The 19,666-nt window shown below is 63.4% G+C and carries 16 protein-coding genes; 8 read left to right on the plus strand and 8 right to left on the minus strand.

Features of this window, described 5'->3' with window-relative positions; all coding sequences use genetic code 11:
- Window positions 1–32 precede the first annotated feature (32 nt).
- Window positions 33–917, minus strand: a complete 885-nt coding sequence (prpB, locus tag F0185_RS28165; protein ID WP_166897050.1) for a methylisocitrate lyase — start codon at window positions 915–917, stop codon at window positions 33–35.
- A gap of 206 nt (window positions 918–1,123) precedes the next feature.
- On the opposite strand from prpB, the gene prpR reads away from it, so the two are divergent.
- The 3 genes from prpR to F0185_RS28180 all read left to right on the plus strand — a co-directional run bounded on the left by prpR (window position 1,124) and on the right by F0185_RS28180 (window position 5,466).
- Window positions 1,124–2,749, plus strand: a complete 1,626-nt coding sequence (gene prpR, locus F0185_RS28170) for a propionate catabolism operon regulatory protein PrpR (protein WP_167230567.1) — start codon at window positions 1,124–1,126, stop codon at window positions 2,747–2,749.
- A 153-nt stretch (window positions 2,750–2,902) separates the two neighbouring features.
- On the plus strand, window positions 2,903–4,279 hold the full coding sequence (locus F0185_RS28175; protein ID WP_167230570.1) for a pyridoxal-phosphate dependent enzyme: 1,377 nt from the start codon (window positions 2,903–2,905) through the stop codon (window positions 4,277–4,279).
- An 8-nt stretch (window positions 4,280–4,287) separates the two neighbouring features.
- The gene (locus F0185_RS28180; protein WP_370664082.1) at window positions 4,288–5,466 is read left to right on the plus strand and encodes a trans-sulfuration enzyme family protein; all 1,179 of its coding nucleotides are present in this window, start codon (window positions 4,288–4,290) and stop codon (window positions 5,464–5,466) included.
- 44 nt (window positions 5,467–5,510) lie between these two features.
- Here F0185_RS28180 and F0185_RS28185 read toward each other — a convergent pair whose 3' ends face one another.
- The 3 genes from F0185_RS28185 to clpS all read right to left on the minus strand — a co-directional run bounded on the left by F0185_RS28185 (window position 5,511) and on the right by clpS (window position 10,090).
- Window positions 5,511–7,100 carry a phage tail sheath family protein gene (locus F0185_RS28185; RefSeq protein WP_167230573.1) on the minus strand — a complete coding sequence of 530 codons (1,590 nt, stop codon included), beginning with the start codon at window positions 7,098–7,100 and terminating at the stop codon, window positions 5,511–5,513.
- 390 nt (window positions 7,101–7,490) lie between these two features.
- Entirely contained in the window at window positions 7,491–9,791 is a 2,301-nt protein-coding gene (gene clpA / locus F0185_RS28190; RefSeq protein WP_166897061.1) for an ATP-dependent Clp protease ATP-binding subunit ClpA, read from the minus strand.
- Complete coding sequence (gene clpS, locus F0185_RS28195) at window positions 9,788–10,090, minus strand: ATP-dependent Clp protease adapter ClpS (RefSeq protein ID WP_099881541.1); 303 nt, start codon at window positions 10,088–10,090, stop codon at window positions 9,788–9,790. Before clpS ends, clpA begins: the two co-directional genes overlap by 4 nt.
- Window positions 10,091–10,410: 320 nt before the next feature.
- Here clpS and cspE point away from each other — a divergent pair, with 320 nt between their 5' ends.
- Window positions 10,411–10,614, plus strand: a complete 204-nt coding sequence (gene cspE, locus F0185_RS28200; protein WP_010395943.1) for a transcription antiterminator/RNA stability regulator CspE — start codon at window positions 10,411–10,413, stop codon at window positions 10,612–10,614.
- A 63-nt stretch (window positions 10,615–10,677) separates the two neighbouring features.
- On the plus strand, window positions 10,678–11,169 hold the full coding sequence (locus F0185_RS28205) for a GNAT family N-acetyltransferase (RefSeq protein ID WP_167230576.1): 492 nt from the start codon (window positions 10,678–10,680) through the stop codon (window positions 11,167–11,169).
- On the opposite strand, the gene F0185_RS28210 is transcribed toward F0185_RS28205, so the two are convergent.
- Both F0185_RS28210 and F0185_RS28215 read right to left on the minus strand, forming a co-directional pair.
- A complete protein-coding gene (locus F0185_RS28210) occupies window positions 11,170–11,808 on the minus strand; it encodes a glutathione S-transferase family protein (RefSeq protein ID WP_167230580.1) in 639 nt (212 codons plus the stop codon). It abuts the gene before it with no gap.
- 98 nt (window positions 11,809–11,906) lie between these two features.
- Entirely contained in the window at window positions 11,907–13,967 is a 2,061-nt protein-coding gene (locus F0185_RS28215; RefSeq protein ID WP_167230582.1) for a S8 family serine peptidase, read from the minus strand.
- Window positions 13,968–14,360: 393 nt separating this feature from the next.
- On the opposite strand from F0185_RS28215, the gene F0185_RS28220 reads away from it, so the two are divergent.
- Window positions 14,361–15,086 (plus strand): sterol desaturase family protein, encoded by a 726-nt coding sequence (locus tag F0185_RS28220; protein ID WP_167230586.1) that lies wholly within the window; start codon window positions 14,361–14,363, stop codon window positions 15,084–15,086.
- 132 nt (window positions 15,087–15,218) lie between these two features.
- Here the strand turns inward: F0185_RS28220 and icd are convergent, their stop codons facing one another.
- Entirely contained in the window at window positions 15,219–16,472 is a 1,254-nt protein-coding gene (gene icd / locus F0185_RS28225) for an NADP-dependent isocitrate dehydrogenase (protein ID WP_166890744.1), read from the minus strand.
- Window positions 16,473–16,705: 233 nt separating this feature from the next.
- Here icd and F0185_RS28230 point away from each other — a divergent pair, with 233 nt between their 5' ends.
- On the plus strand, window positions 16,706–17,269 hold the full coding sequence (locus F0185_RS28230) for a pseudouridine synthase (RefSeq protein ID WP_167230589.1): 564 nt from the start codon (window positions 16,706–16,708) through the stop codon (window positions 17,267–17,269).
- A gap of 348 nt (window positions 17,270–17,617) precedes the next feature.
- On the opposite strand, the gene rpsT is transcribed toward F0185_RS28230, so the two are convergent.
- Window positions 17,618–17,881, minus strand: coding sequence for a 30S ribosomal protein S20 (gene rpsT, locus F0185_RS28235; protein ID WP_054267030.1), 264 nt, complete (start codon window positions 17,879–17,881; stop codon window positions 17,618–17,620).
- A gap of 233 nt (window positions 17,882–18,114) precedes the next feature.
- Between rpsT and murJ the strand changes: the two genes are divergently transcribed.
- Window positions 18,115–19,665, plus strand: coding sequence for a murein biosynthesis integral membrane protein MurJ (murJ, locus tag F0185_RS28240; RefSeq protein WP_167230591.1), 1,551 nt, complete (start codon window positions 18,115–18,117; stop codon window positions 19,663–19,665).
- Window position 19,666: the final 1 nt, after the last annotated feature.

The raw sequence follows: 19,666 nt of genomic DNA on the forward strand, positions 1-19,666 counted from the left end.
TGAGGCTCCGCGATTCTTCTAAATTTGTGTGATTACTTTTCTTTACCCTGGGCGAACAGCGAGTCGAGCTTTTGCTCGTACTCGTGGTAGCCGAGGTAGTCGTACAGCTCCATGCGGCTTTGCATGGTCGATACGACGTTTTTCTGCGTGCCTTCGGCGCGCAGCGTCTTGTAGAAATTGAGGGCCGCCGCGTTCATGGCGCGGTAGGCGCCGCAGCAGTACAGGGCGATATCGACCTTGTGCGCGCGCAGTTCGTCCAGCGTAAACAGCGGCGTGGCGCCGAATTCGGTCAGGTTGGCCAGGATCGGCACCTTGACCGCATCGCGCACCTGGCTGTACATCTCGAGCTTGGTGATCGCTTCCGGGAAGATCATGTCGGCGCCCGCTTCGACGTAGGCGCAGGCGCGGTCGATGGCGGCGTTCAGGCCTTCGACGGCGAGCGAATCGGTGCGCGCCATGATGACGAAGCTTTCGTCATGACGGGCGTCGACGGCGGCCTTGATGCGGTCGACCATTTCTTCCTTGCTGACGATTTCCTTGCCCGGGCGGTGGCCGCAACGCTTGGCCGAGACCTGGTCTTCCATGTGCACCGCCGCCACGTCGGCGCGGATCATGTGGCGGATCGTGCGCGCGATGTTGAAGGCGCCGCCCCAGCCGGTGTCGATATCGACCATCAGCGGCAGGCCGCAGGTGTCGGTGATGCGCTGGGCGTCGGTGATCACGTCGTCCATGGTGCTGATGCCGAGGTCCGGCATGCCGAGCGAGTTGGCGGCCACGCCGCCCCCGGACAGGTACACGGCCTTGTAGCCGGTTTGCTCGGCCATGCGCGCAGTGTAGGCGGTGATGGTGCCGACGACCTGCAAGGGCGACTCTTCCTGGACTGCGCGGCGGAACATCGCGCCTCGTGATTCTCTCATTGCGTTTTCTCCTCGGGTGATGCGTTGGAATGCCATGCTGGGTGCATTGCAAGCGGCGTGCCACGCCCCACCATCCCAAGGCCGCGCCCTAAACATCTTTATATTCAATGCCTTGCGCGGATTTGAAACAAGCCCCGCCATTCCTGGCATGTTTCATTACGTTTCACAGTGAAACACCTGAAACGCAACTGGAGTAAAATTGAAACATGCCCTACTCTTCCCGTACCGCTTCCGACGCCAACGACAAGCCGGTCATCTGGACCGTGTCCGTCTCGCGCCTGTCCGACCTGTTCCGCGATATCACGCTCGAATACGACCACCTGGCGTCGATCGAGCCGGTCAACCTGGGCTTCGACGACGCGGCGCGCCATATCCGCGAGCGCATGGCCAGCGAGCGCTGCGACGTGGTGATCGCGGCCGGGTCGAATGCGGCTTACCTCAAGGGCCGCGTGTCGGTGCCGGTGGTAATCGCCAAGGCCAGCGGCTTCGATGTAATGCAGGCGCTGGCGCGCGCGCGCCGCGTGGCCGAGCGCATTGGCGTGATCACCTATCAGCAGCAGTTGCCCGAACTGGCCGAATTTGCCAGTACCTTCGGCTTTCATATCGCCCAGCGCACCTACGTCACCGAAGAAGACGCGCGCGCGCAAATCAACGACCTGAAGGCGGCCGGCATACAAGCCATCGTCGGCGCCGGCCTGATTACCGACCTGGCCGAAGAAGCGGGACTGACCGGCGTGTTCGTGTATTCGGCGGCGTCGATCCGCCAGGCCTTCGACGATGCGCTGGAACTGGCGCGCCTGACCCAGCTCGAATCGAACAGCGGCCGCCGCCCGGTGGTCACCGACACCTTGCGCACGCGGCATGGCCTGAACGACTTGCGCGGCGAGTCGCAAGCCATGGAGACCTTGCGCCAGGCGGTGGTGCTGTATGCGCGCTCGCCCGCCACGGTATTGATCGAAGGCGAAACCGGCACCGGCAAGGAGCTGGTGGCGCAGGCGATTCACCGCGAAAGCCCGCGCAGCCTGGGCGCAAACCGGCCGTTCGTGGCCGTCAATTGCGGCGCGGTGGCCGAGTCGCTGCTGGAATCGGAACTGTTCGGCCACGAGGAAGGGGCGTTCACCGGGGCGCGCCGTGGCGGCCACGCGGGCTTGTTCGAGGCGGCCAACCGCGGCACGCTGTTCCTCGACGAGATCGGCGAAATGCCGCTGCCGCTGCAAACGCGCCTGCTGCGCGTGCTGGAAGAACGCGAGGTGGTGCGGGTCGGCGGCACGCGCCCGATCGCGATCAATGTGCGCGTCATCAGCGCCACCCACTGCGACCTGGAGCAGCGGGTGCGCGAGGGACGCTTCCGGGCCGACCTGTTTTACCGACTGGCGGTGCTGCGGCTGTCGCTGCCGCCGCTGCGCGAGCGCGCGCGCGACGTTGTGGGGCTGGCCGAGTGGTCGCTCAAGAATGCGCTGGCGGCGCTGGGCGCGCGCCCGCATCCCAATCTGCATGCGGAAATGGCGGGCTGCGCGCCGCTGCTCGAGCGCTACGGCTGGCCGGGCAATGTGCGCGAACTGCGCAACCTGATGGAGCGGGTGGCGCTGTTCCTGGCGGCCGAGCCCTTGCAGGCGCTGACGCCGGCATTCGTGCTGTCGGTGGCGCCGGAACTGGGCCGGGCAATGCAGCCGCCGCCAGTACAGGCGCCCGTGCTTGAAACGGTGGACGAGGTGTTGGCGCGCTTTGGCGGCCGGCGCGACGAGGCGGCGGCGCACCTGGGCATCAGCCGCACCACCTTGTGGCGCAAGCTGAAATCGGGTTCCCGCCCGGGCGGGAACGACGAGGTATAGAATCGTAGCGCATTTGAGCAAACCGGATCAGGATTCATATATCAAAGCATAGAATTATTCGTTCCATTGCCCTTATCGCACGCCTATGATCCGCCCTTTTTCCGCCGCAGCGGCTGCCCACAAGGCTGCCACGCCCGGCTTTCGGAGGTTCTTATGTCATCCGCACCGCAGCCTGCCCTGTTTTCCCTGATCGGCAACACCCCGCTGGTCGAAGTGACCCGCATCGACACCGGCCCGTGCCGCCTGTTCCTCAAACTCGAATCGCAAAATCCCGGCGGCTCCATCAAGGACCGCATCGGGCGCGCCATGATCGAAGCGGCGGAAGCCGACGGCAGCCTGCAACCGGGCGGCGTGGTGGTCGAGGCGACCGCCGGCAACACGGGCCTCGGCCTGGCCCTGGTGGCGCGCCTGAAAGGCTACCGCGTGGTGCTGGTCGTGCCCGACAAAATGGCGATCGAAAAAATCCTGCACCTCAAAGCGCTGGGCGCCGAAATCCACCTGACCCGCTCCGACGTCGGCAAGGGCCATCCGGAGTACTACCAGGATGTGGCGGCGCGCCTGGCGCGCGAGATTCCCGGCTCCTGGTTCGCCGACCAGTTCAACAACCCGGCCAATCCGCTGGCGCACCAGAACACCACCGGCCCGGAACTGTGGGAGCAGACCGGCCATGATCTCGACGCCATCGTGGTCGGCGTCGGCTCGTCCGGCACGCTGAGCGGCCTGTCGCGCTATTTCGAGACGGTGCAGCCGGACCTGGAATTCGTGCTGGCCGATCCGCAAGGCTCGATCCTGGCCGACTACATCAACACCGGCGTGCTGCGCGACGACGCCGGCTCGTGGGCGGTGGAAGGCATCGGCGAAGACTTCATTCCCGCCATTGCCGACCTGTCGCGCGTGAAAAGCGCCTACACCATCAGCGATGCCGACAGCTTCGGCAGCGCGCGCATGCTGCTGCGCGAAGAAGGCATCTTGGCCGGATCGTCCAGCGGCACCCTGCTGGCCGCCGCGCTACGCTACTGCCGCGCGCAGACCACGCCGAAAAACGTGGTGACGTTTGTCTGCGACACCGGCACGCGCTACCTCACCAAGGTCTACAGCGACGGCTGGATGGTCGACCAGGGCCTGCTGCAGCGCCCCACCCTGGGCGACCTGCGCGACCTGATCGGCCGCCGCTTCGACGATGGCGACGTGGTGACCGTGGCGCCGTCCGACACGCTGCTCACGGCCTTCAACCGCATGCGCAGCGCCGACCTGGCGCAGCTGCCGGTGATCGAAAATGGCCGCCTGGCCGGCATTGTCGACGAATCGGACCTGCTGCTGCATGTGACGGGCGACGCCACGCGCTTTCGCGACCCGGTCGGCACGACCATGACGTCCGAACTGCAAACCCTGCGTCCGTCCGCCAGCATGGCCGAACTGCGCGATATACTCGACCGCGGCCTGACCGCCGTGATCAGCGAAGACAATCATTTTTATGGCCTGATTACCCGCTTCGACCTTCTCAACCACTTGCGCAGGACCTTATCGTGAACAAACCCGTGACTGATTCGAATACCAAGAAACACCTCTCCACGCGCGTGATCCACGGCGGCCAGTCGCCCGATCCGTCCACCGGCGCGGTCATGCCGCCGATTTACGCCACCTCCACCTACGTGCAGGAGAGCCCCGGCGTGCACAAGGGCCTCGATTACGGGCGCTCGCACAATCCCACCCGCTGGGCGCTGGAGCGCTGCGTGGCCGACCTGGAAGGCGGCGCCCAGGCGTTCGCCTTCGCCTCGGGGCTGGCCGCCATTTCGACCGTGCTGGAACTGGCCGACGCCGGCTCGCACATCATCGCCGGCGACGATATGTACGGCGGCACCTACCGCCTGTTCGAGCGCGTGCGCCGGCGCAGCGCGGGCCACGACTTCACCTACGTCGACCTGACCGATCCGGCCAAGCTGCTGGCGGCGATCCGTCCCGAGACGCGCATGGTGTGGGTCGAAACGCCGACCAACCCGATGCTCAAGCTGGCCGACCTGAAAGCCATCGGCGACATCTGCCGCGAGCGCGGCATCATCTCGGTGTGCGACAACACCTTCGCCAGCCCGATCGTCCAGCGTCCGCTCGAACTGGGGATCGACATCGTGGTCCACTCGACCACGAAGTACATGAACGGGCATTCGGACGTCATCGGCGGTATTGCGGTGATCGGCGCCGAGCCGCACCAGGCGGCGTGGGGCGAGCAGATCGGCTTCCTGCAAAATTCGGTGGGGGCGATCCAGGGGCCGTTCGACAGTTTCCTGGTCCTGCGCGGCATCAAGACGTTGGCGCTGCGCCTGGAACGGCACTGCGCCAGCGCCCTGGACCTGGCCGCGTGGCTGGAAAAAGAGCCAAAGGTCGGCCGCGTTTACTATCCGGGCCTGGCCTCGCATCCCCAGCACGAACTGGCCAGGCGCCAGATGAATGGTTTTGGGGGCATCATCTCGATCCAGCTCGACACCGACCTTGCCGGCGCGCGCCGCTTCCTGGAACGCTGCGAGGTATTCACCCTGGCCGAGAGCCTGGGCGGCGTCGAGAGCCTGATCGAGCATCCCGCCCTGATGACGCATGCGACCATTCCGCCGGCGCAGCGCGCGCTGCTCGGCATCAGCGATGGCCTGATTCGCCTGTCGGTCGGCGTGGAACACGTGGAAGACCTGCGCGAGGACCTGCGCGCCGCGCTCGCGGCCATCTGAACGCCTGTTGACCGGCTCACGCCGGACAGGCGCCACCATACCGCTCAGTGGCTGCGCACCTGCCCCGCCGCCTGCTGCACGTGCACCAGCACGAATTCGCCAGCCTTGAGCGGGGCGAAGCCGACGGTGATGTTGAGCACCCCGTGCTCGACATCGTCGCCGCTGGTGGTCTCCGGTCCGCAGCTGACAAAAAACGCTTCGTGCGGCGCCTTGCCCTGGAAGGCGCCCTGGCGGAACAGGCCGACCATGAAGGCGTGGATGCACAGGCGAACCTGCGCCCACAGCTGGTCGTCGTTCGGCTCGCAGGCGACCCAGCGGGTGCCGCGCACCAGGCTTTCTTCGATATACAGGGCGGTGCGCCGCACCGGGATGCATTTACCCTGCGCGCCATCGGGGTCGTCGCTGTGCAGGGTGCGCGCGCCCCACACGATGCGCCCGGCCGCCGGCATGCTGCGCAGGCAGTTGATGCCGAGCGGGTTGAGGATGCCGTTGTCGCTGTCGGACACCGGCACGCTCAGTTCCGGCACCCCGATCAGGGTGGCGTCCATGCCGACGGGCGCCTTCCAGACGCCGCGCTGCTGGTCGGTGCGGGCCATGATGCCGGCCACCGCGCCGCATGGGGCCAGCCGCGTGAGCTGGCCGCCGCGCTGGTCGACCGGCTGCAGCAGGCGCGGAAAGAACAGCGCCGCATTCCTGCTGCTGGTGCCGAGTGCGGCCACGCCTTCGAGGGCGTTGTCGACGCTGCGCCAGGCCGGCGGCGGATCGACCAGCAGCATGGCGCGCCGCAGTTCGCAGTAAGCGCCCGCTTCTGCCATCAGGGCGCTGTGCACGCCCGCGTCGAGCAGGTCGCCGCCGTGGTCCAGGTAAGGAGGAATGCACAGCAGGTTGAACAAATCGGCCCGGTCCAGCGCGTACAGGCCGGCCTTGCGCGCCATCTTGCCGCTGCCGATGAAGTCCGCCAGCGTGAGCGGCAGTTCGTCGGCGGCGCGGTCGGCCTGTATCACGCCGGCGTTGCTGGCGGCGCCGCACTCCCAGGCGTCACCATGCTCCGGCGCGCGCGGATGGCTGGCGGGACGTTGGGCGGGCAGCTTGCCGCTCACGCTCACCAGGCGCGAGATGCTGCGCAAGACCAGGTCGACCCGGCGCGGATGGGACGCGCCGAGCGAGACGTTGCGAAACAGTTCGACCTGGCCGGTGCCGCTGTCGCGCACCGACAGGTTGAAACTGTCAGGGTCGCCCGAGAGCAGTTCATGGTCGACCCGCACCTGCAGCGCGTTGCCCCATGTGCCGGGGTCGCGCGCCTGCAGGGTCAATGCGCCGGCGCGCAGGATGGCGTGGCTGGGCGCCACGCCGTCGACCGGCGCCGGCGCGCGGTACAGGCGCACGATGACGGCCTGCATGCCGCCATTGAGGAAGAAATCGCGCACCGCGAAGCCGAGCGCACTGCCCTCCCACAAGCCGCCGAACAGGCGCTCGAACTGGGCGAAACTGGCGATGCTGACTGGTTCATCCACCGGTCCGCGCAAGGCGCGACCGACGAACGCGGTGATTGCGGTGGCCACACCGGCTATCGGGTGCACGGCTGTGCGAAGCTGCTCGGTCACGGTGCTGGCGTAGCTTATTGCGGCATGCATGGGATCTCCTGTTTCATTCGTCTATTCACGGCCGCATGAAATTGCGGCGACATAGCTATTAGATGCGCTTTGAAAACGATATCTTTGACATTTGTCAATGGAACAGGCGGACTCGGCAATAGACTTGCGCAATCGGCTTGACATTCGTGGAAGAAAATCCGGACGATGTTCGCAGCCATTGGCTGGCATGCAATATGCAGAGTGCTTGTTTATCCCGCATTCCGGTGTCCGCATTCCGGTGTCAGGTCTGACAAACGGACACGAGCCCTGCCGCAATAATGCCGAGGCCGTGTCCGAATGTCAGACCTGACACCGGCGTTGTTGTCGCGCTGGACATAAAAAAAGCCCGCATCGTCTGCGGGCTTTTTGCTTTTTGCTTGCTGCCAGTGCTTATTCGATTTCGACCGTTTCCGGTGCCGCCGGTGGAGGCGCGGCGTCGGACTCGGGGAATTCGAGCGTGACCGCATCTTTGTCGTCCATGTCGACCGTGACCCGGCCACCACTGACCAGGCGGCCGAACAGCAGTTCGTCGGCCAGCGCCTTGCGGATCATGTCCTGGATCAGGCGCGCCATCGGCCGGGCTCCCATCTGCGGATCGAATCCTTTCTTCGCGAGGAACTTGCGCAGTTTCTCGGTGAAGATGGCTTCGACTTTCTTCTCGTGCAGCTGCTCTTCCAGCTGCATGAGGAACTTGTCGACCACGCGCAGGATGATTTCTTCGTCCAGTGCGCGGAAGCTGATGGTGGCGTCGATCCGGTTGCGGAACTCCGGCGTGAACATGCGCTTGATGTCGGCCATCTCGTCGCCCGCCGCCTTGGAGTCGGTAAAGCCCATCGAGCGCTTGGTCAGGCTCTCTGCGCCGGCATTGGTCGTCATGATGATGATCACGTTGCGGAAGTCCGCCTTGCGACCGTTGTTATCGGTCAGGGTGCCATGGTCCATCACCTGCAGCAGGATGTTGAAAATATCCGGATGCGCTTTTTCGATCTCGTCGAGCAGCAGCACCGCGTGCGGCTTCTTGGTGATGGCTTCGGTCAGCAAGCCACCCTGGTCGAAACCGACGTAGCCCGGCGGCGCGCCGATCAGGCGGCTGACGGCGTGGCGCTCCATGTACTCCGACATGTCGAAGCGAATCAGCTCGATGCCGAGGATGAAGGCCAACTGCTTGGCCACCTCGGTCTTGCCGACGCCAGTCGGCCCGGAGAACAGGAAGGAACCAATCGGCTTGTCGGTCTTGCCCAGGCCGGCGCGCGCCATCTTGATCGCCGACGACAGCGCATCGATGGCGGGCTCCTGCCCGAACACGACGTTGCGCAGGTCGCGGTCGATGGTCTGGAGCTTGCTGCGGTCGTCCTGGTTGACCGTTTGCGGCGGGATGCGCGCGATCTTGGCGATGATGTCCTCGATCTCGGCCTTGCCGATGGTTTTCTTCTGCTTCGACTTGGGCAAGATACGTTGCGCCGCGCCGGCTTCGTCGATGACGTCGATCGCCTTGTCGGGCAAATGACGGTCGTTGATGAAGCGCGCCGCCAGTTCGGCCGCGGTGGAGAGCGCCGACGACGAATACTTCACGCCGTGGTGCTCTTCGAAGCGCGACTTGAGGCCGCGCAGGATCTGGATGGTCTGTTCGACGGTCGGCTCGTTGACGTCGACCTTCTGGAAGCGACGCGACAGGGCGTGGTCTTTTTCGAACACGCCGCGGAACTCGGTGTAGGTGGTCGCGCCGATGCACTTGAGCTGGCCGTTGGCGAGCGCAGGCTTGAGCAGGTTGGACGCGTCGAGCGTGCCGCCGGACGCCGAGCCGGCGCCGATGATCGTGTGGATCTCGTCGATGAACAGGATGCCGTGCGGGGTTTCCTTGAGCTGCTTGAGGACCGCCTTGAGGCGTTGTTCGAAGTCGCCACGGTACTTGGTGCCGGCCAGCAGCGCGCCCATGTCGAGCGAATACACGATGGCATTCTGCAGGATTTCGGGCACTTCTTCCTGCGTGATGCGCCAGGCCAGGCCCTCGGCGATCGCGGTCTTGCCGACCCCGGCTTCACCGACGAGCAGCGGATTGTTCTTGCGGCGACGGCACAGGATCTGGATCACGCGGTCGACTTCGTCCTCGCGCCCGATCAGGGGATCGATCTTGCCCTCGGCGGCGGCTTTGTTCAGGTTCTGCGTGAACTGGTCGAGCGGGCTTTCCTTGGCCTGGCCTTCGACTTGCGCCTCTTCCACGCCTTCGGACGTTTTTTGCGAGTCGACCTGCTGGTCCTTGCGCACGCCATGCGAAATGAAGTTGACCACGTCGAGGCGGGTCACGCCCTGCTGGTGCAGGTAGTAAACCGCGTGCGAGTCTTTTTCGCCGAAGATCGCCACCAGCACGTTGGCGCCGGTGACTTCCTTCTTGCCATTGGAGGCGGATTGAACGTGCATGATGGCACGCTGGATCACACGTTGGAAACCAAGCGTCGGCTGCGTGTCGACCTCGCCCGTGCCAGGCACGGTCGGGGTGTTGTCGCCGATGAAATTGGTCAGCGTCTTGCGCAGGTCTTCAATGTTGACGGCACAGGCACGCAGCACTTCCGCGGCCGATGGGTTGTCCAGAAGCGCCAGCAGCAAATGCTCAACGGTGATGAATTCATGCCGTGCTTGCCGAGCTTCGACAAAGGCCATGTGTAAAGAGACTTCCAATTCCTGCGCAATCATACTTCCTCCATCACGCACTGCAGGGGGTGCCCCGCCTTGCGCGCATGCGTTAATACAAACTCCACTTTGGTACACGCTATATCTTTGGAAAACACGCCACACACTCCCTTGCCATGACGATGGACGGACAGCATGATCTGCGTGGCCGTCTCTCGGTCTTTGTTGAAGTATTCCTGGATGACGGCGACCACGAACTCCATGGGCGTGTAGTCATCGTTCAGTAGTGCTACCTGGTACAGCGGCGGCGGCTTGACCGTCTGCCGCTCCAGCAGTTGTTCGGTATCTTGCTTAGTGGCCATACGCTTATTCTAATGCTTTCGACGATGATGCTATGGGTAAATATCAGGGCATGTACATTTGTTTTCCATCTTACGCGTTTTCCGATCTATGCGCAGATGGGACCCCAATTCGGTAAATCAAGAGTTGCTTTTTCGCAGAGTGTGAAGAAATTGGCAATTCCAATGCAAAAGCGCTTGACTTGAATATTTTTTCAACCAACAATGCGGTTATCGACTTGTACTTATGTACTTGTTGATAAGAAGTGAGCAGGCTGAGGAGGGGGCAGAAGCTTCTTGCTTTTATGGCTCGTGTGATTGGTTATAATTTTGAAAGTTCTTTTATGGCAACAGGTACAGTTAAGTGGTTCAATGATTCCAAAGGTTTTGGCTTCATCACTCCAGATGACGGCGGCGAAGATCTGTTCGCGCACTTCTCCGCAATCAACATGAACGGTTTCAAGACCCTCAAAGAAGGTCAAAAAGTTCAATTCGAAGTCACGCAAGGCCCTAAAGGCAAGCAAGCTTCCAACATCCAGGCTGCTTAAGCACTCACCGATGTAAAAAGCCCCGCTCTCGAGCGGGGCTTTTTTATCCCCGCTACACATTCCATGACGATCATCTTACAGCTTCTCAGCCTTGCCGACCTGCGCACGCTTGCCGCGGCGCGCATTCCACGCCACCTCACCACCCACGCCGCCCCCGGCGCCCTGCCACCCCCCTTTGTCGCCCAGCGCGCGCTGGCGCTGATCGAGGCCGGCAAAAGCCCCGCCTGGTGCGCCACCTTTGTCATGCTGCGCGTGAGCGACCAGATGGTGGTGGGCGCCTGCGGTTTCAAGGATGAGCCACAGGACGGCCAGGTCGAAATCGGCTACGCCGTCTCGTCCGACTGGCATGGGCAAGGCATCGCCACCGAGGGCGTGGCCGAACTGGCGCGCATCGCCTTTGCCAGCGGCGCGGTCGAGCGCGTGCTGGCGCAGATCGCACCAGGCAATACGGCCTCGCTGCGCGTGGTCGGCAAACTCGGCTTCGAGCCTGGCGCCACCGTCGTCGACGCCGAGGGCGACACACTGGTGCAGTGGGTGCTGCGCAAGAGCGCTTGATCAGGCCTGTACGAAGGCGGCCATCTGGTCGCTCAAGGCTTTCTGGAACGCGGGACGGGCCTCGCAACGCGCCTGGTAGGCCTTGAGCGTGGGATACTCGTCGATGATGGTGGTGTGGCGCAGCAGGCGCAGCACCGTGGTCATCATCAGGTCGCCCGCGCTGAAGGCGCCGTCGAGATAGTCGCGCTCGCCAAGCCACGCGGCCAGCTGTCGCAAGCGCACGTGCACGTCGTCCAGCGCGCCGGGGCGACGCAGCCCGGCCCACTCCTCGCCGGCGAAAAACAGGTCGATCGCGGCCAGTTGCTGGATCGGCGGCTCGAGCGTATTGAGGGCCGCGAAGATCCAGCTGGCGGCGCGCGCCCTGCCCGCTTCATCCTTGGGAAACAGGGCGCCGCTGCGCTGCGCGATATGCAGCACGATCGCGCCCGATTCGAACATCGCAAAGTCGCCATCCTGCAGCATCGGCACCTGGCCGAACGGTTGCAAGGCGAGGTAATCGGGCGCGCCCTGGTCGGCCCGCCCGATCAGGCGAACGTCGTAGGGCAGGCCGGCTTCTTCGAGCGCCCAGCGCACGCGCAGATCGCGCACCACGCCCTGGGCGAAGGGAGGAACGTATTGGAAGGCACTGATCGTCGGCATGGCGGGATTCTCCGGAAAGTTGATCTTGATTCCGGATCATAAACCGTTCTGGCCGTCGGGCGCGCCGCCCGCCAGCGGCGGCGCGCCTCATCGACCGATCAGAAGGCCTGCAGTCCCACGCTCTCCTGCGACTCGGGCGCGCCCGGCGCATTGCGATTGACGCAAACGACACGCCAGTAGTACTCGCCGCCGCTCACCAGCGTCAGCGGCGCCCAGCGCATCGAGGTGGGTGCGTTTTTGTTGTCGTACCACGTTTCGAAGAACTCCACCGGGAGCCGGCGGTAGGCCTGCGCGGTGCACGATGTTGCGTTCGTCACCTGGTAGGACACGGTGACGGGGACGCTGGTTGAAACAGGCGGCACGCCATTGGTCGTCGGCACGCCGTCGACGCTGAACGTGATGACCGGCTCCAGGCCGCGCGCCACCCGCGCCGACGCACTGGCGCTATTGGTCTCGCCGTTGGCGGAACGGCAGTCGACATCCCAGCGGTGCACGCCCGGGGCGCGCGTCACGTTGCCCCAATTGAAGCTGGTCGGACCGGCCAGCTTTTGCTCGACCAGGTTGCCGTCGACATAGGCACGCATATCGCAGCTTTGCGCACCCAGCGCCTCATAGCGCAACTCGAACGGGGTGGCGGCGGTCAGCGCCGGGTTGGGCGCCACACCGAGCATGGCCGGGTTGGGGCTCGAGCGCTGGCCGCCGATCTTGAATTCGACAGTCGGCTTGGCCTTGTGCGCGGCGCCGGCGATGCTGGCCACCCGCAACGGCGTGCCCTGGGTCAGCGCACCACCGCTGACCAGGCGCGCGCGGATCGCGTTTTCCACCTCGCCCGGCGTGCGCAGGGTGGGCGTGGTTTCGATCAGGCGCGCCGCCAGCGCGCTCACGTGGGGCGCTGCCCACGAGGTGCCGGAACTGACCACGTAGGTCGATGCGTAGCTGTTCATCCAGGTCGACCTGACGTTCTTGCCAGGCGCCCAGGCATCGACGCAGGCGCCGAAGTTCGAACCCATCTCGGTCACGCCCTTGGGGTCGAGCGGCGCAAAGGCGCCGCTGCCGTTGAGGGGCTGGGCCGGCTGGCCGTTGCTGTCGATCGCGCCAACGACCAGCGCGCCGTCGGACGGCAGCTTGTCGTTGAAGCTGTAGAAGCAGGCGTCGTTGTAGCGGTTGCCGGCCGACTGCACGAACACCGCGCCGCGATAGCCGCTGGCGCTGTCCGGTGTGATCAAGGTGCGCACGCTCTTCTGGAAAGCGGCGACCAGCGGCATGCGGTCGGGTGTCAGGTTGACCATCTGGAAATTGCTCGACAGATTAACCACGCCCATGCGTCCCTCGGCCAGGATGCGGCGCTTGGCTTCGTCCAGGGCCGCGATCACGTTGGCAAAACTGTTGCTGCCCACCGCGCAGGTCGGGTCGCCGTAGGCCAGCGAGACCAATTTGGCGCCCGCGTTGACCCCGGTGACGCCAGCGTTGTCGTTCTTGGCGGCGATGATGCCGGCCACGAAGGTCGCATGCGGATACTTGCCGATTGAGCAAGCGCCAGGGGCGTTCCAGCGCGCGCTGACCGGCACGTCCACGTGGTTGGCGATGCCGCTGTCGATCACATATACGGTGGTGGCGCCGGTACTGGCCGCGCTACCGCCAACGGCCTGCACGCCCCACGGCAAGGTGCCGGCGCCGACCTGCACGTCGGTCCACACGGCGCTCGCGCTGGCCTCGGCCTCGATGTCCGGAGACACCGACTTGATGCGCGGATCGCGCCTGAGCGCCGTCACTTGCTGTTCGGTCAGATAGGCGGCAAAGCCCTGCAAGGTGTGGCTGTAGGCATGGGTGGCGGTAAGCCGGTGCGCGGCTTCGACCTCGTGCAGCAGGCGCATCACTTTGCCGTCGTGTTCGGCGCCGAAGCGCGGGTCGCTGAGCGCCTTGGCCGAATAGCGCTGCGCGGCCGTGTCGGCGAACAGGACGATGTAACGGATGGTACCTGCTTCGTTGCGGATCGGCGCCTGCAATGCCGCCGGGGCTTGCCGCAGCACCGCAGCGCCAGCCGGCTGGCCCGGCGCAGCGCCGCCGTTCTGGGCGCTGGCGCCGCCCGCCAGCGCCGCAGCGCCGACCACGCCACCGATCACGATCGCACACATACGTTTACCAATTGCTCTTGTCATTTTCTTCCTTGTATTGGTTAGCACATCCACGAGTGCGAATATGCAGAATGCGTTGCATAAATATCAACAACGACACAAGTGTAACGTAAGTATTGGTCAAAGATTATTAACATTTTGAAAATTAATTATTGCTGTGGAAGCGAGGATGGCGAAGCTATGCACGGGGCATGTCGCTGCGCATGACGGCTGCATCGGCACGGGTTGGCAAGCCGAAAAAAGGCTGCCGCAGGCGTCGCAAGGCGGCAGGAAACGGGGATATCCAGCACCGGGCGGGCGCAGCGCAGCATCGTGGCGCGATACCAACGGCACCGTGTGGCAGTACCGGGAGCATGCCGGCTTTACATCGCAGCCGGGCGTGCAAAACTGCCTTCCCGACCCGCACAGGAGTTCTTTATGCTACCCATCATCTTCGCCGTGTTCGCGGCGTGCTTCGTCCTCGAACGCATCATACCCGGCTGGACATTGCCGAAAATTCGCACCTGGCCGCTGCGGGTGTTGCTGATCAACGCGGCCCAATTGGGCATCGTGGTGCTGGCCGGGATCAGCTGGGAGCGCTGGCTGTCGGCCGTGTCCGTGTTCCGGCTGTCGCATTACCTGAACCCGGTCGCGGGCGGGATGCTGGCCTACTTCATCGCCACCTTCGTGTTTTACTGGTGGCACCGCTGGCGCCATGAAGTCGACTGGCTGTGGCTGCATTTTCACCAGATTCACCACAGCCCGCGCCGCATCGAGGTGATTACCTCGTTCTATAAACATCCGGGGGAAATGCTGGTGAACTCGGTCATCGGCAGCTTGCTGGTGTACACCTTGCTGGGACTGTCGCCGGAGGCTGGCGCGTATTACACCCTCTGCACGGCGCTGGGCGAGTTCTTTTATCACACCAGCGTGCGCACGCCGCGCTGGATCGGCTACGTCTTCCAGCGCCCGGAAATGCACCGCATTCACCATCAGTACGGACGGCACAAGAACAACTACGGCGATATCGTGTGGTGGGACATGCTGTTCGGGACGTACGAGAATCCGGCGCGCTTCGAGGCGAGCTGCGGCTTCGATGCGGACAAGGAGGAGCGTCTGGTCGATATGCTGATTTACAAGGATGTGCACCGCGATCCCTCGTAAAGGCCAGCGCGGGGGTGAAACGTGACGCATGCACCATGCATGCCGCCGCAAGCCGCACAACAAAAAGCCCCGCTCTCCTGCGAGAACGGGGCTGTGTGCGCCGCACCTGGGCGCAGCGGCATTCATGCAATCTTACATCTGCTCGATCATCACATCGCCGAAACCGGAGCACGACACTTGGGTCGCGCCTTCCATCAAACGCGCGAAGTCGTAGGTAACCTTTTTCGAGGCGATCGATTTCTGCATCGACGAGATGATCAGGTCGGCCGCTTCCAGCCAGCCCATGTGACGCAGCATCATTTCAGCCGACAGGATCAGCGAACCCGGGTTCACATAGTCCTTGCCTGCGTACTTCGGCGCGGTGCCGTGGGTCGCTTCGAACATGGCCACCGAGTCCGACAGGTTGGCGCCCGGCGCGATGCCGATACCGCCCACTTGTGCGGCCAGCGCGTCGGAGATGTAGTCGCCGTTCAGGTTCAGGGTCGCGATGACGCTGTACTCGGCCGGACGCAACAGGATCTGCTGCAGGAACGCATCGGCGATCGAATCCTTGACGATGATGTCCTTGCCGGTCTTCGGATTCTTGAACTTGCACCATGGGCCGCCATCGATCAGCTCGGCGCCGAACTCTTTCTGTGCCAGTGCGTACGCCCAATCGCGGAAGCCGCCTTCGGTGTACTTCATGATGTTACCTTTGTGAACGATCGTCACGGAAGGCTTGTCATTGTCGACGGCGTACTGGATCGCCTTGCGCACCAGGCGCTCGGTGCCTTCGATCGACACTGGCTTGATGCCCAGGCCCGAAGTCTCAGGGAAGCGGATCTTGGTGACGCCCATTTCCTTGATCAGGAAATCCATCAGTTTCTTGGCGCCTTCGGAACCTTGCTGGTATTCGATACCGGCGTAGATGTCTTCCGAGTTTTCGCGGAAGATGACCATGTCGGTCTTCTCTGGCTCACGCACTGGCGAAGGCACGCCGGTGAAATAACGCACCGGGCGCAGGCAGACGTACAGGTCGAGCTGCTGGCGCAGGGCGACGTTGAGCGAACGGATGCCGCCGCCGACCGGGGTCGTGAGCGGTCCCTTGATCGACACAACGTAGTCCTTCAGCACTTCCAGGGTTTCTTCCGGCAGCCACACGTCCGGGCCGTACACGGTGGTCGACTTCTCGCCGGCATAGATTTCCATCCAGCTGATCTTGCGCTTGCCGCCGTAGGCCTTGGCCACGGCTGCGTCGATGACCTTGATCATGACCGGGCTGATATCGACGCCGGTGCCATCGCCTTCGATGTAGGGAATGACTGGATTATCTGGTACATTCAGCGAAAAATCGGCATTGACCGAGATTTTTTGGCCGTCAGCAGGTACTTTGATATGTTGATACATCGTGATCTCCGAAGTGGACGCATAGCAGGCGACAACAATGTTGCGTCTGTCAGGCATGGTCTGCAATCTGAATTGGTTACTATAAATACGACGAGAGTTGTAGTCTTCTATAAGACATAAGACGCGCGTTTCATATTATGCACCAGTATTTTACTAGGCGCTACGGTTTTGCGACACTAACAAATGGCCCGCCAGGCGAACGGCGGGCCGAACATCTTTCCAGCGACTCAATTATGCCCCTCATTCTCTTTAACAAGCCGTTCCAGGTGCTGTGCCAGTTCTCGGCCCAGGACGGACGCGAAACCCTGGCCGACTACCTGCGCACGCCCGAGATCTATCCGGCCGGCCGGCTCGACGCCGACAGCGAAGGGCTCATGCTGCTCACCGACGATGGCCGCCTGCAGCACAGCATCGCCCATCCGGACCACAAGGAAGCGAAGACCTACCTGGTGCAGGTGGACGGCGCGCTCGGTGCGGAGGCATTGGCGCGGCTGCAGGCGCCGCTCGACCTGGGCGACTTTGTCACCAAGCCGTGCAAGGCGGTGCAGATTGCCGAACCGGGCTGGCTGTGGCCGCGCACGCCGCCGATCCGGGTGCGCGCCGACAAGCCGACCAGCTGGATCGCGATTACTTTGCAGGAGGGGAAGAACCGGCAGGTGCGCAGGATGACGGCGGCGGTGGGATTGCCGACTTTGCGGCTGGTACGCAGCAGCATCGGGCCGTTTTCGCTGGCCACGCACCCCTTGATGCCGGGGGAATGGGTGGAAGTGCCGGCCGGGGACATGAAGAAAATCTGAAGCGTAGCCAGAACCGGGCTTGTTTCTACGCCGGGGTCAGACCCCGGTTTTGCTTGTTGGGGGTCTGACCCCGGTGTAGAAACAAGCCCGGTTTTGCTTGCCTGGGGTCTGACCCCGGTGTAGAAACAAGCCCGGTTTGGCGAAAAAGGAGAATCAGTCAGTTTCCAAGTCGCAATTCTCAAACCGGGGTCAGACCCCAGGCAGGCAACACCGGGGTCTGACCCCGGTTTAAGAATTGCGACTTGGAAACTGCACACGAAAAAAACCCGCCGGGCCGAAGCCAGGCGGGTTTTTGAACATGCTCACAAGCTCAACCGGCGGACCGAAGTCCACCGGCGGCGATGGCTATTAAGCCAGCGCTTTCAGAGCAGCAGCCAGACGGCTCTTGTGACGCGCTGCTTTGTTCTTGTGGATGATTTTCTTGTCGGCGATGCTGTCGATGGTCGACACGGATGCCTGGAAGATCGACGCTGCGGCGGCTTTGTCGCCAGCCTGGATAGCCTTGCGCACTGCTTTGATAGCGGTACGCAGGGTCGAACGCTGCGACGAATTGTGAGCGTTTTGCTTAACTGCTTGACGAGCGCGCTTGCGTGCTTGTGCGGTATTTGCCATGGAATTTCCTAAATCGGGGTCAAGTTGCGTTTGCAAACAATAGCGTCTGTCAAACCAGTGTTTTTTCTACACCTTGTGTGTCAAACCAGTGCCTGCCAAACATTAGTGTCTGCGTAACAGAATTCTGTACAGCCTTCGATTATAGCGAAAAGTTCCGGTAAGGGCAATTCAAAAATCAACATTTGTCGGCCACCCCCGTCCGCATCACCCTTGCCGGGCTATAATCCCGGCCCATGAACTTGCTCAAAACCCTGGCTGCCATCTCCAGCATGACCATGCTATCCCGCGTCACCGGCCTGCTGCGCGAAAGCCTTTTCGCGCGCGCCTTCGGCGCTTCGGAATTCACCGACGCGTTTAACGTCGCTTTCCGTATTCCCAACCTGCTGCGCCGCATGTTCGCCGAGGGCGCCTTCGCCCAGGCCTTCGTGCCGATCCTGGCCGACGTCAAGACCCAGCACGGCGATGAGGGCACGCGCCCGCTGGTCGACAGCGTCGCCACCGTGCTGATCTGGTCAACCCTCCTGATCACCATCGCCGGCATCATCGCCACCCCGATGCTGATCATGTGGATCATGGACACGTCCAAGCAGACGCCGCAGGCCGAGCAGGCCGCCGTCTTCATGACGCGCATGATGTTCCCCTATATTATCTGCATGGCCTTCGTCTCGCTGGCCAGCGGCATTCTCAACACCTGGCGCCAGTTCAAGATTCCCGCCTTCACGCCTGTCCTGCTGAATATTTCCTTCATCCTGGCGTCGCTGTTCCTGGCCCAGCGCCTCGAGCAACCGATTTACGCGATGGCCTTCGCGGTGGTGGTCGGCGGCCTGCTGCAGGTGGGCATCCAGATTCCCTCCCTGATGAAAATCGGCATGCTGCCGCGCATTTCGATCAATCCCATCGCCGCCCTGCGCGACCCCGGCGTGCACCGCATGCTCAAAAAGATGGGACCGGCCGTGTTCGCCGTCTCCGCCGCCCAGATCAGCCTGCTGGTCAATACCGGCATCGCCTCGCGCCTGGGCGCCGGCAGCGTGTCCGCCCTCACCTACGCCGACCGCCTGATGGAATTCCCCACGGCGATGCTGGGCGTGGCGCTCGGCACCATTTTGCTGCCCAGCCTCGCCAAGGCGAATGCCGAGGGCGATACCTCCGAGTACTCGGCCCTGCTCAACTGGGGCCTGCGCCTGACCTTCCTGCTGGCCCTGCCCGCCTCGGTCGGCCTGGCCATGCTGGCCGAACCGATGATCGCCACCCTGTTCCACTATGGCGCGTTCACCGCCAAGGCGGTCCACGCCTCGGCCATGCCGCTGATGGCGTACAGCGCCGGCCTGGTCGGCATTATCCTGGTCAAGACGCTCACCCCGGCGTTCTACGCGCGCCAGGATGTGCGCACGCCGGTGCGCATCGCTATCGGCGTGCTGGTCGCGGTGCAGCTGATGAACCTGGTGTTCGTGCCGTATTTGAAAGTGGCGGGCCTGGCGCTGTCGATCGGCCTGGGCGCTTGCATCAATGCCGCCGTGCTGTACACCATGCTGCGCAAGCGCGGCATTTATGTGCCGCAGCCGGGCTGGATCATGTTCTTCGCCAAGCTGGTCATCGCCGTGGCCGTGATGGGCCTGATCGCGTACTACTGCAAGATCCAGCTCGACTGGACCGCGCTGCAAGCGCGTCCATGGCTGCGCGCCGGGTCGCTGTTCGCCATCGTTGCCGGCAGCGGCCTGGCCTACTTTGTGGTGCTGTTCGGGCTGGGTTTCCGCTTCAAAGATTTCAAGCGCAGCGGGCGTTAAG

Source organism: Massilia rubra, assembly GCF_011682065.1.
GTDB lineage: Bacteria > Pseudomonadota > Gammaproteobacteria > Burkholderiales > Burkholderiaceae_D > Telluria_A > Telluria_A rubra.

Excerpts from the sequence above, each read along its gene's own strand:
- prpB (WP_166897050.1), bottom strand. The coding sequence starts at position 917 with ATGAGAGAATCACGAGGCGCGATGTTCCGCCGCGCAGTCCAGGAAGAG.
- prpR (WP_167230567.1), top strand. The coding sequence starts at position 1,124 with ATGCCCTACTCTTCCCGTACCGCTTCCGACGCCAACGACAAGCCGGTC.
- F0185_RS28175 (WP_167230570.1), top strand. The coding sequence starts at position 2,903 with ATGTCATCCGCACCGCAGCCTGCCCTGTTTTCCCTGATCGGCAACACC.
- F0185_RS28185 (WP_167230573.1), bottom strand. The coding sequence starts at position 7,100 with ATGCATGCCGCAATAAGCTACGCCAGCACCGTGACCGAGCAGCTTCGC.
- clpA (WP_166897061.1), bottom strand. The coding sequence starts at position 9,791 with ATGATTGCGCAGGAATTGGAAGTCTCTTTACACATGGCCTTTGTCGAA.
- clpS (WP_099881541.1), bottom strand. The coding sequence starts at position 10,090 with ATGGCCACTAAGCAAGATACCGAACAACTGCTGGAGCGGCAGACGGTC.
- cspE (WP_010395943.1), top strand. The coding sequence starts at position 10,411 with ATGGCAACAGGTACAGTTAAGTGGTTCAATGATTCCAAAGGTTTTGGC.
- F0185_RS28205 (WP_167230576.1), top strand. The coding sequence starts at position 10,678 with ATGACGATCATCTTACAGCTTCTCAGCCTTGCCGACCTGCGCACGCTT.
- F0185_RS28210 (WP_167230580.1), bottom strand. The coding sequence starts at position 11,808 with ATGCCGACGATCAGTGCCTTCCAATACGTTCCTCCCTTCGCCCAGGGC.
- F0185_RS28215 (WP_167230582.1), bottom strand. The coding sequence starts at position 13,967 with ATGACAAGAGCAATTGGTAAACGTATGTGTGCGATCGTGATCGGTGGC.
- F0185_RS28220 (WP_167230586.1), top strand. The coding sequence starts at position 14,361 with ATGCTACCCATCATCTTCGCCGTGTTCGCGGCGTGCTTCGTCCTCGAA.
- icd (WP_166890744.1), bottom strand. The coding sequence starts at position 16,472 with ATGTATCAACATATCAAAGTACCTGCTGACGGCCAAAAAATCTCGGTC.
- F0185_RS28230 (WP_167230589.1), top strand. The coding sequence starts at position 16,706 with ATGCCCCTCATTCTCTTTAACAAGCCGTTCCAGGTGCTGTGCCAGTTC.
- rpsT (WP_054267030.1), bottom strand. The coding sequence starts at position 17,881 with ATGGCAAATACCGCACAAGCACGCAAGCGCGCTCGTCAAGCAGTTAAG.
- murJ (WP_167230591.1), top strand. The coding sequence starts at position 18,115 with ATGAACTTGCTCAAAACCCTGGCTGCCATCTCCAGCATGACCATGCTA.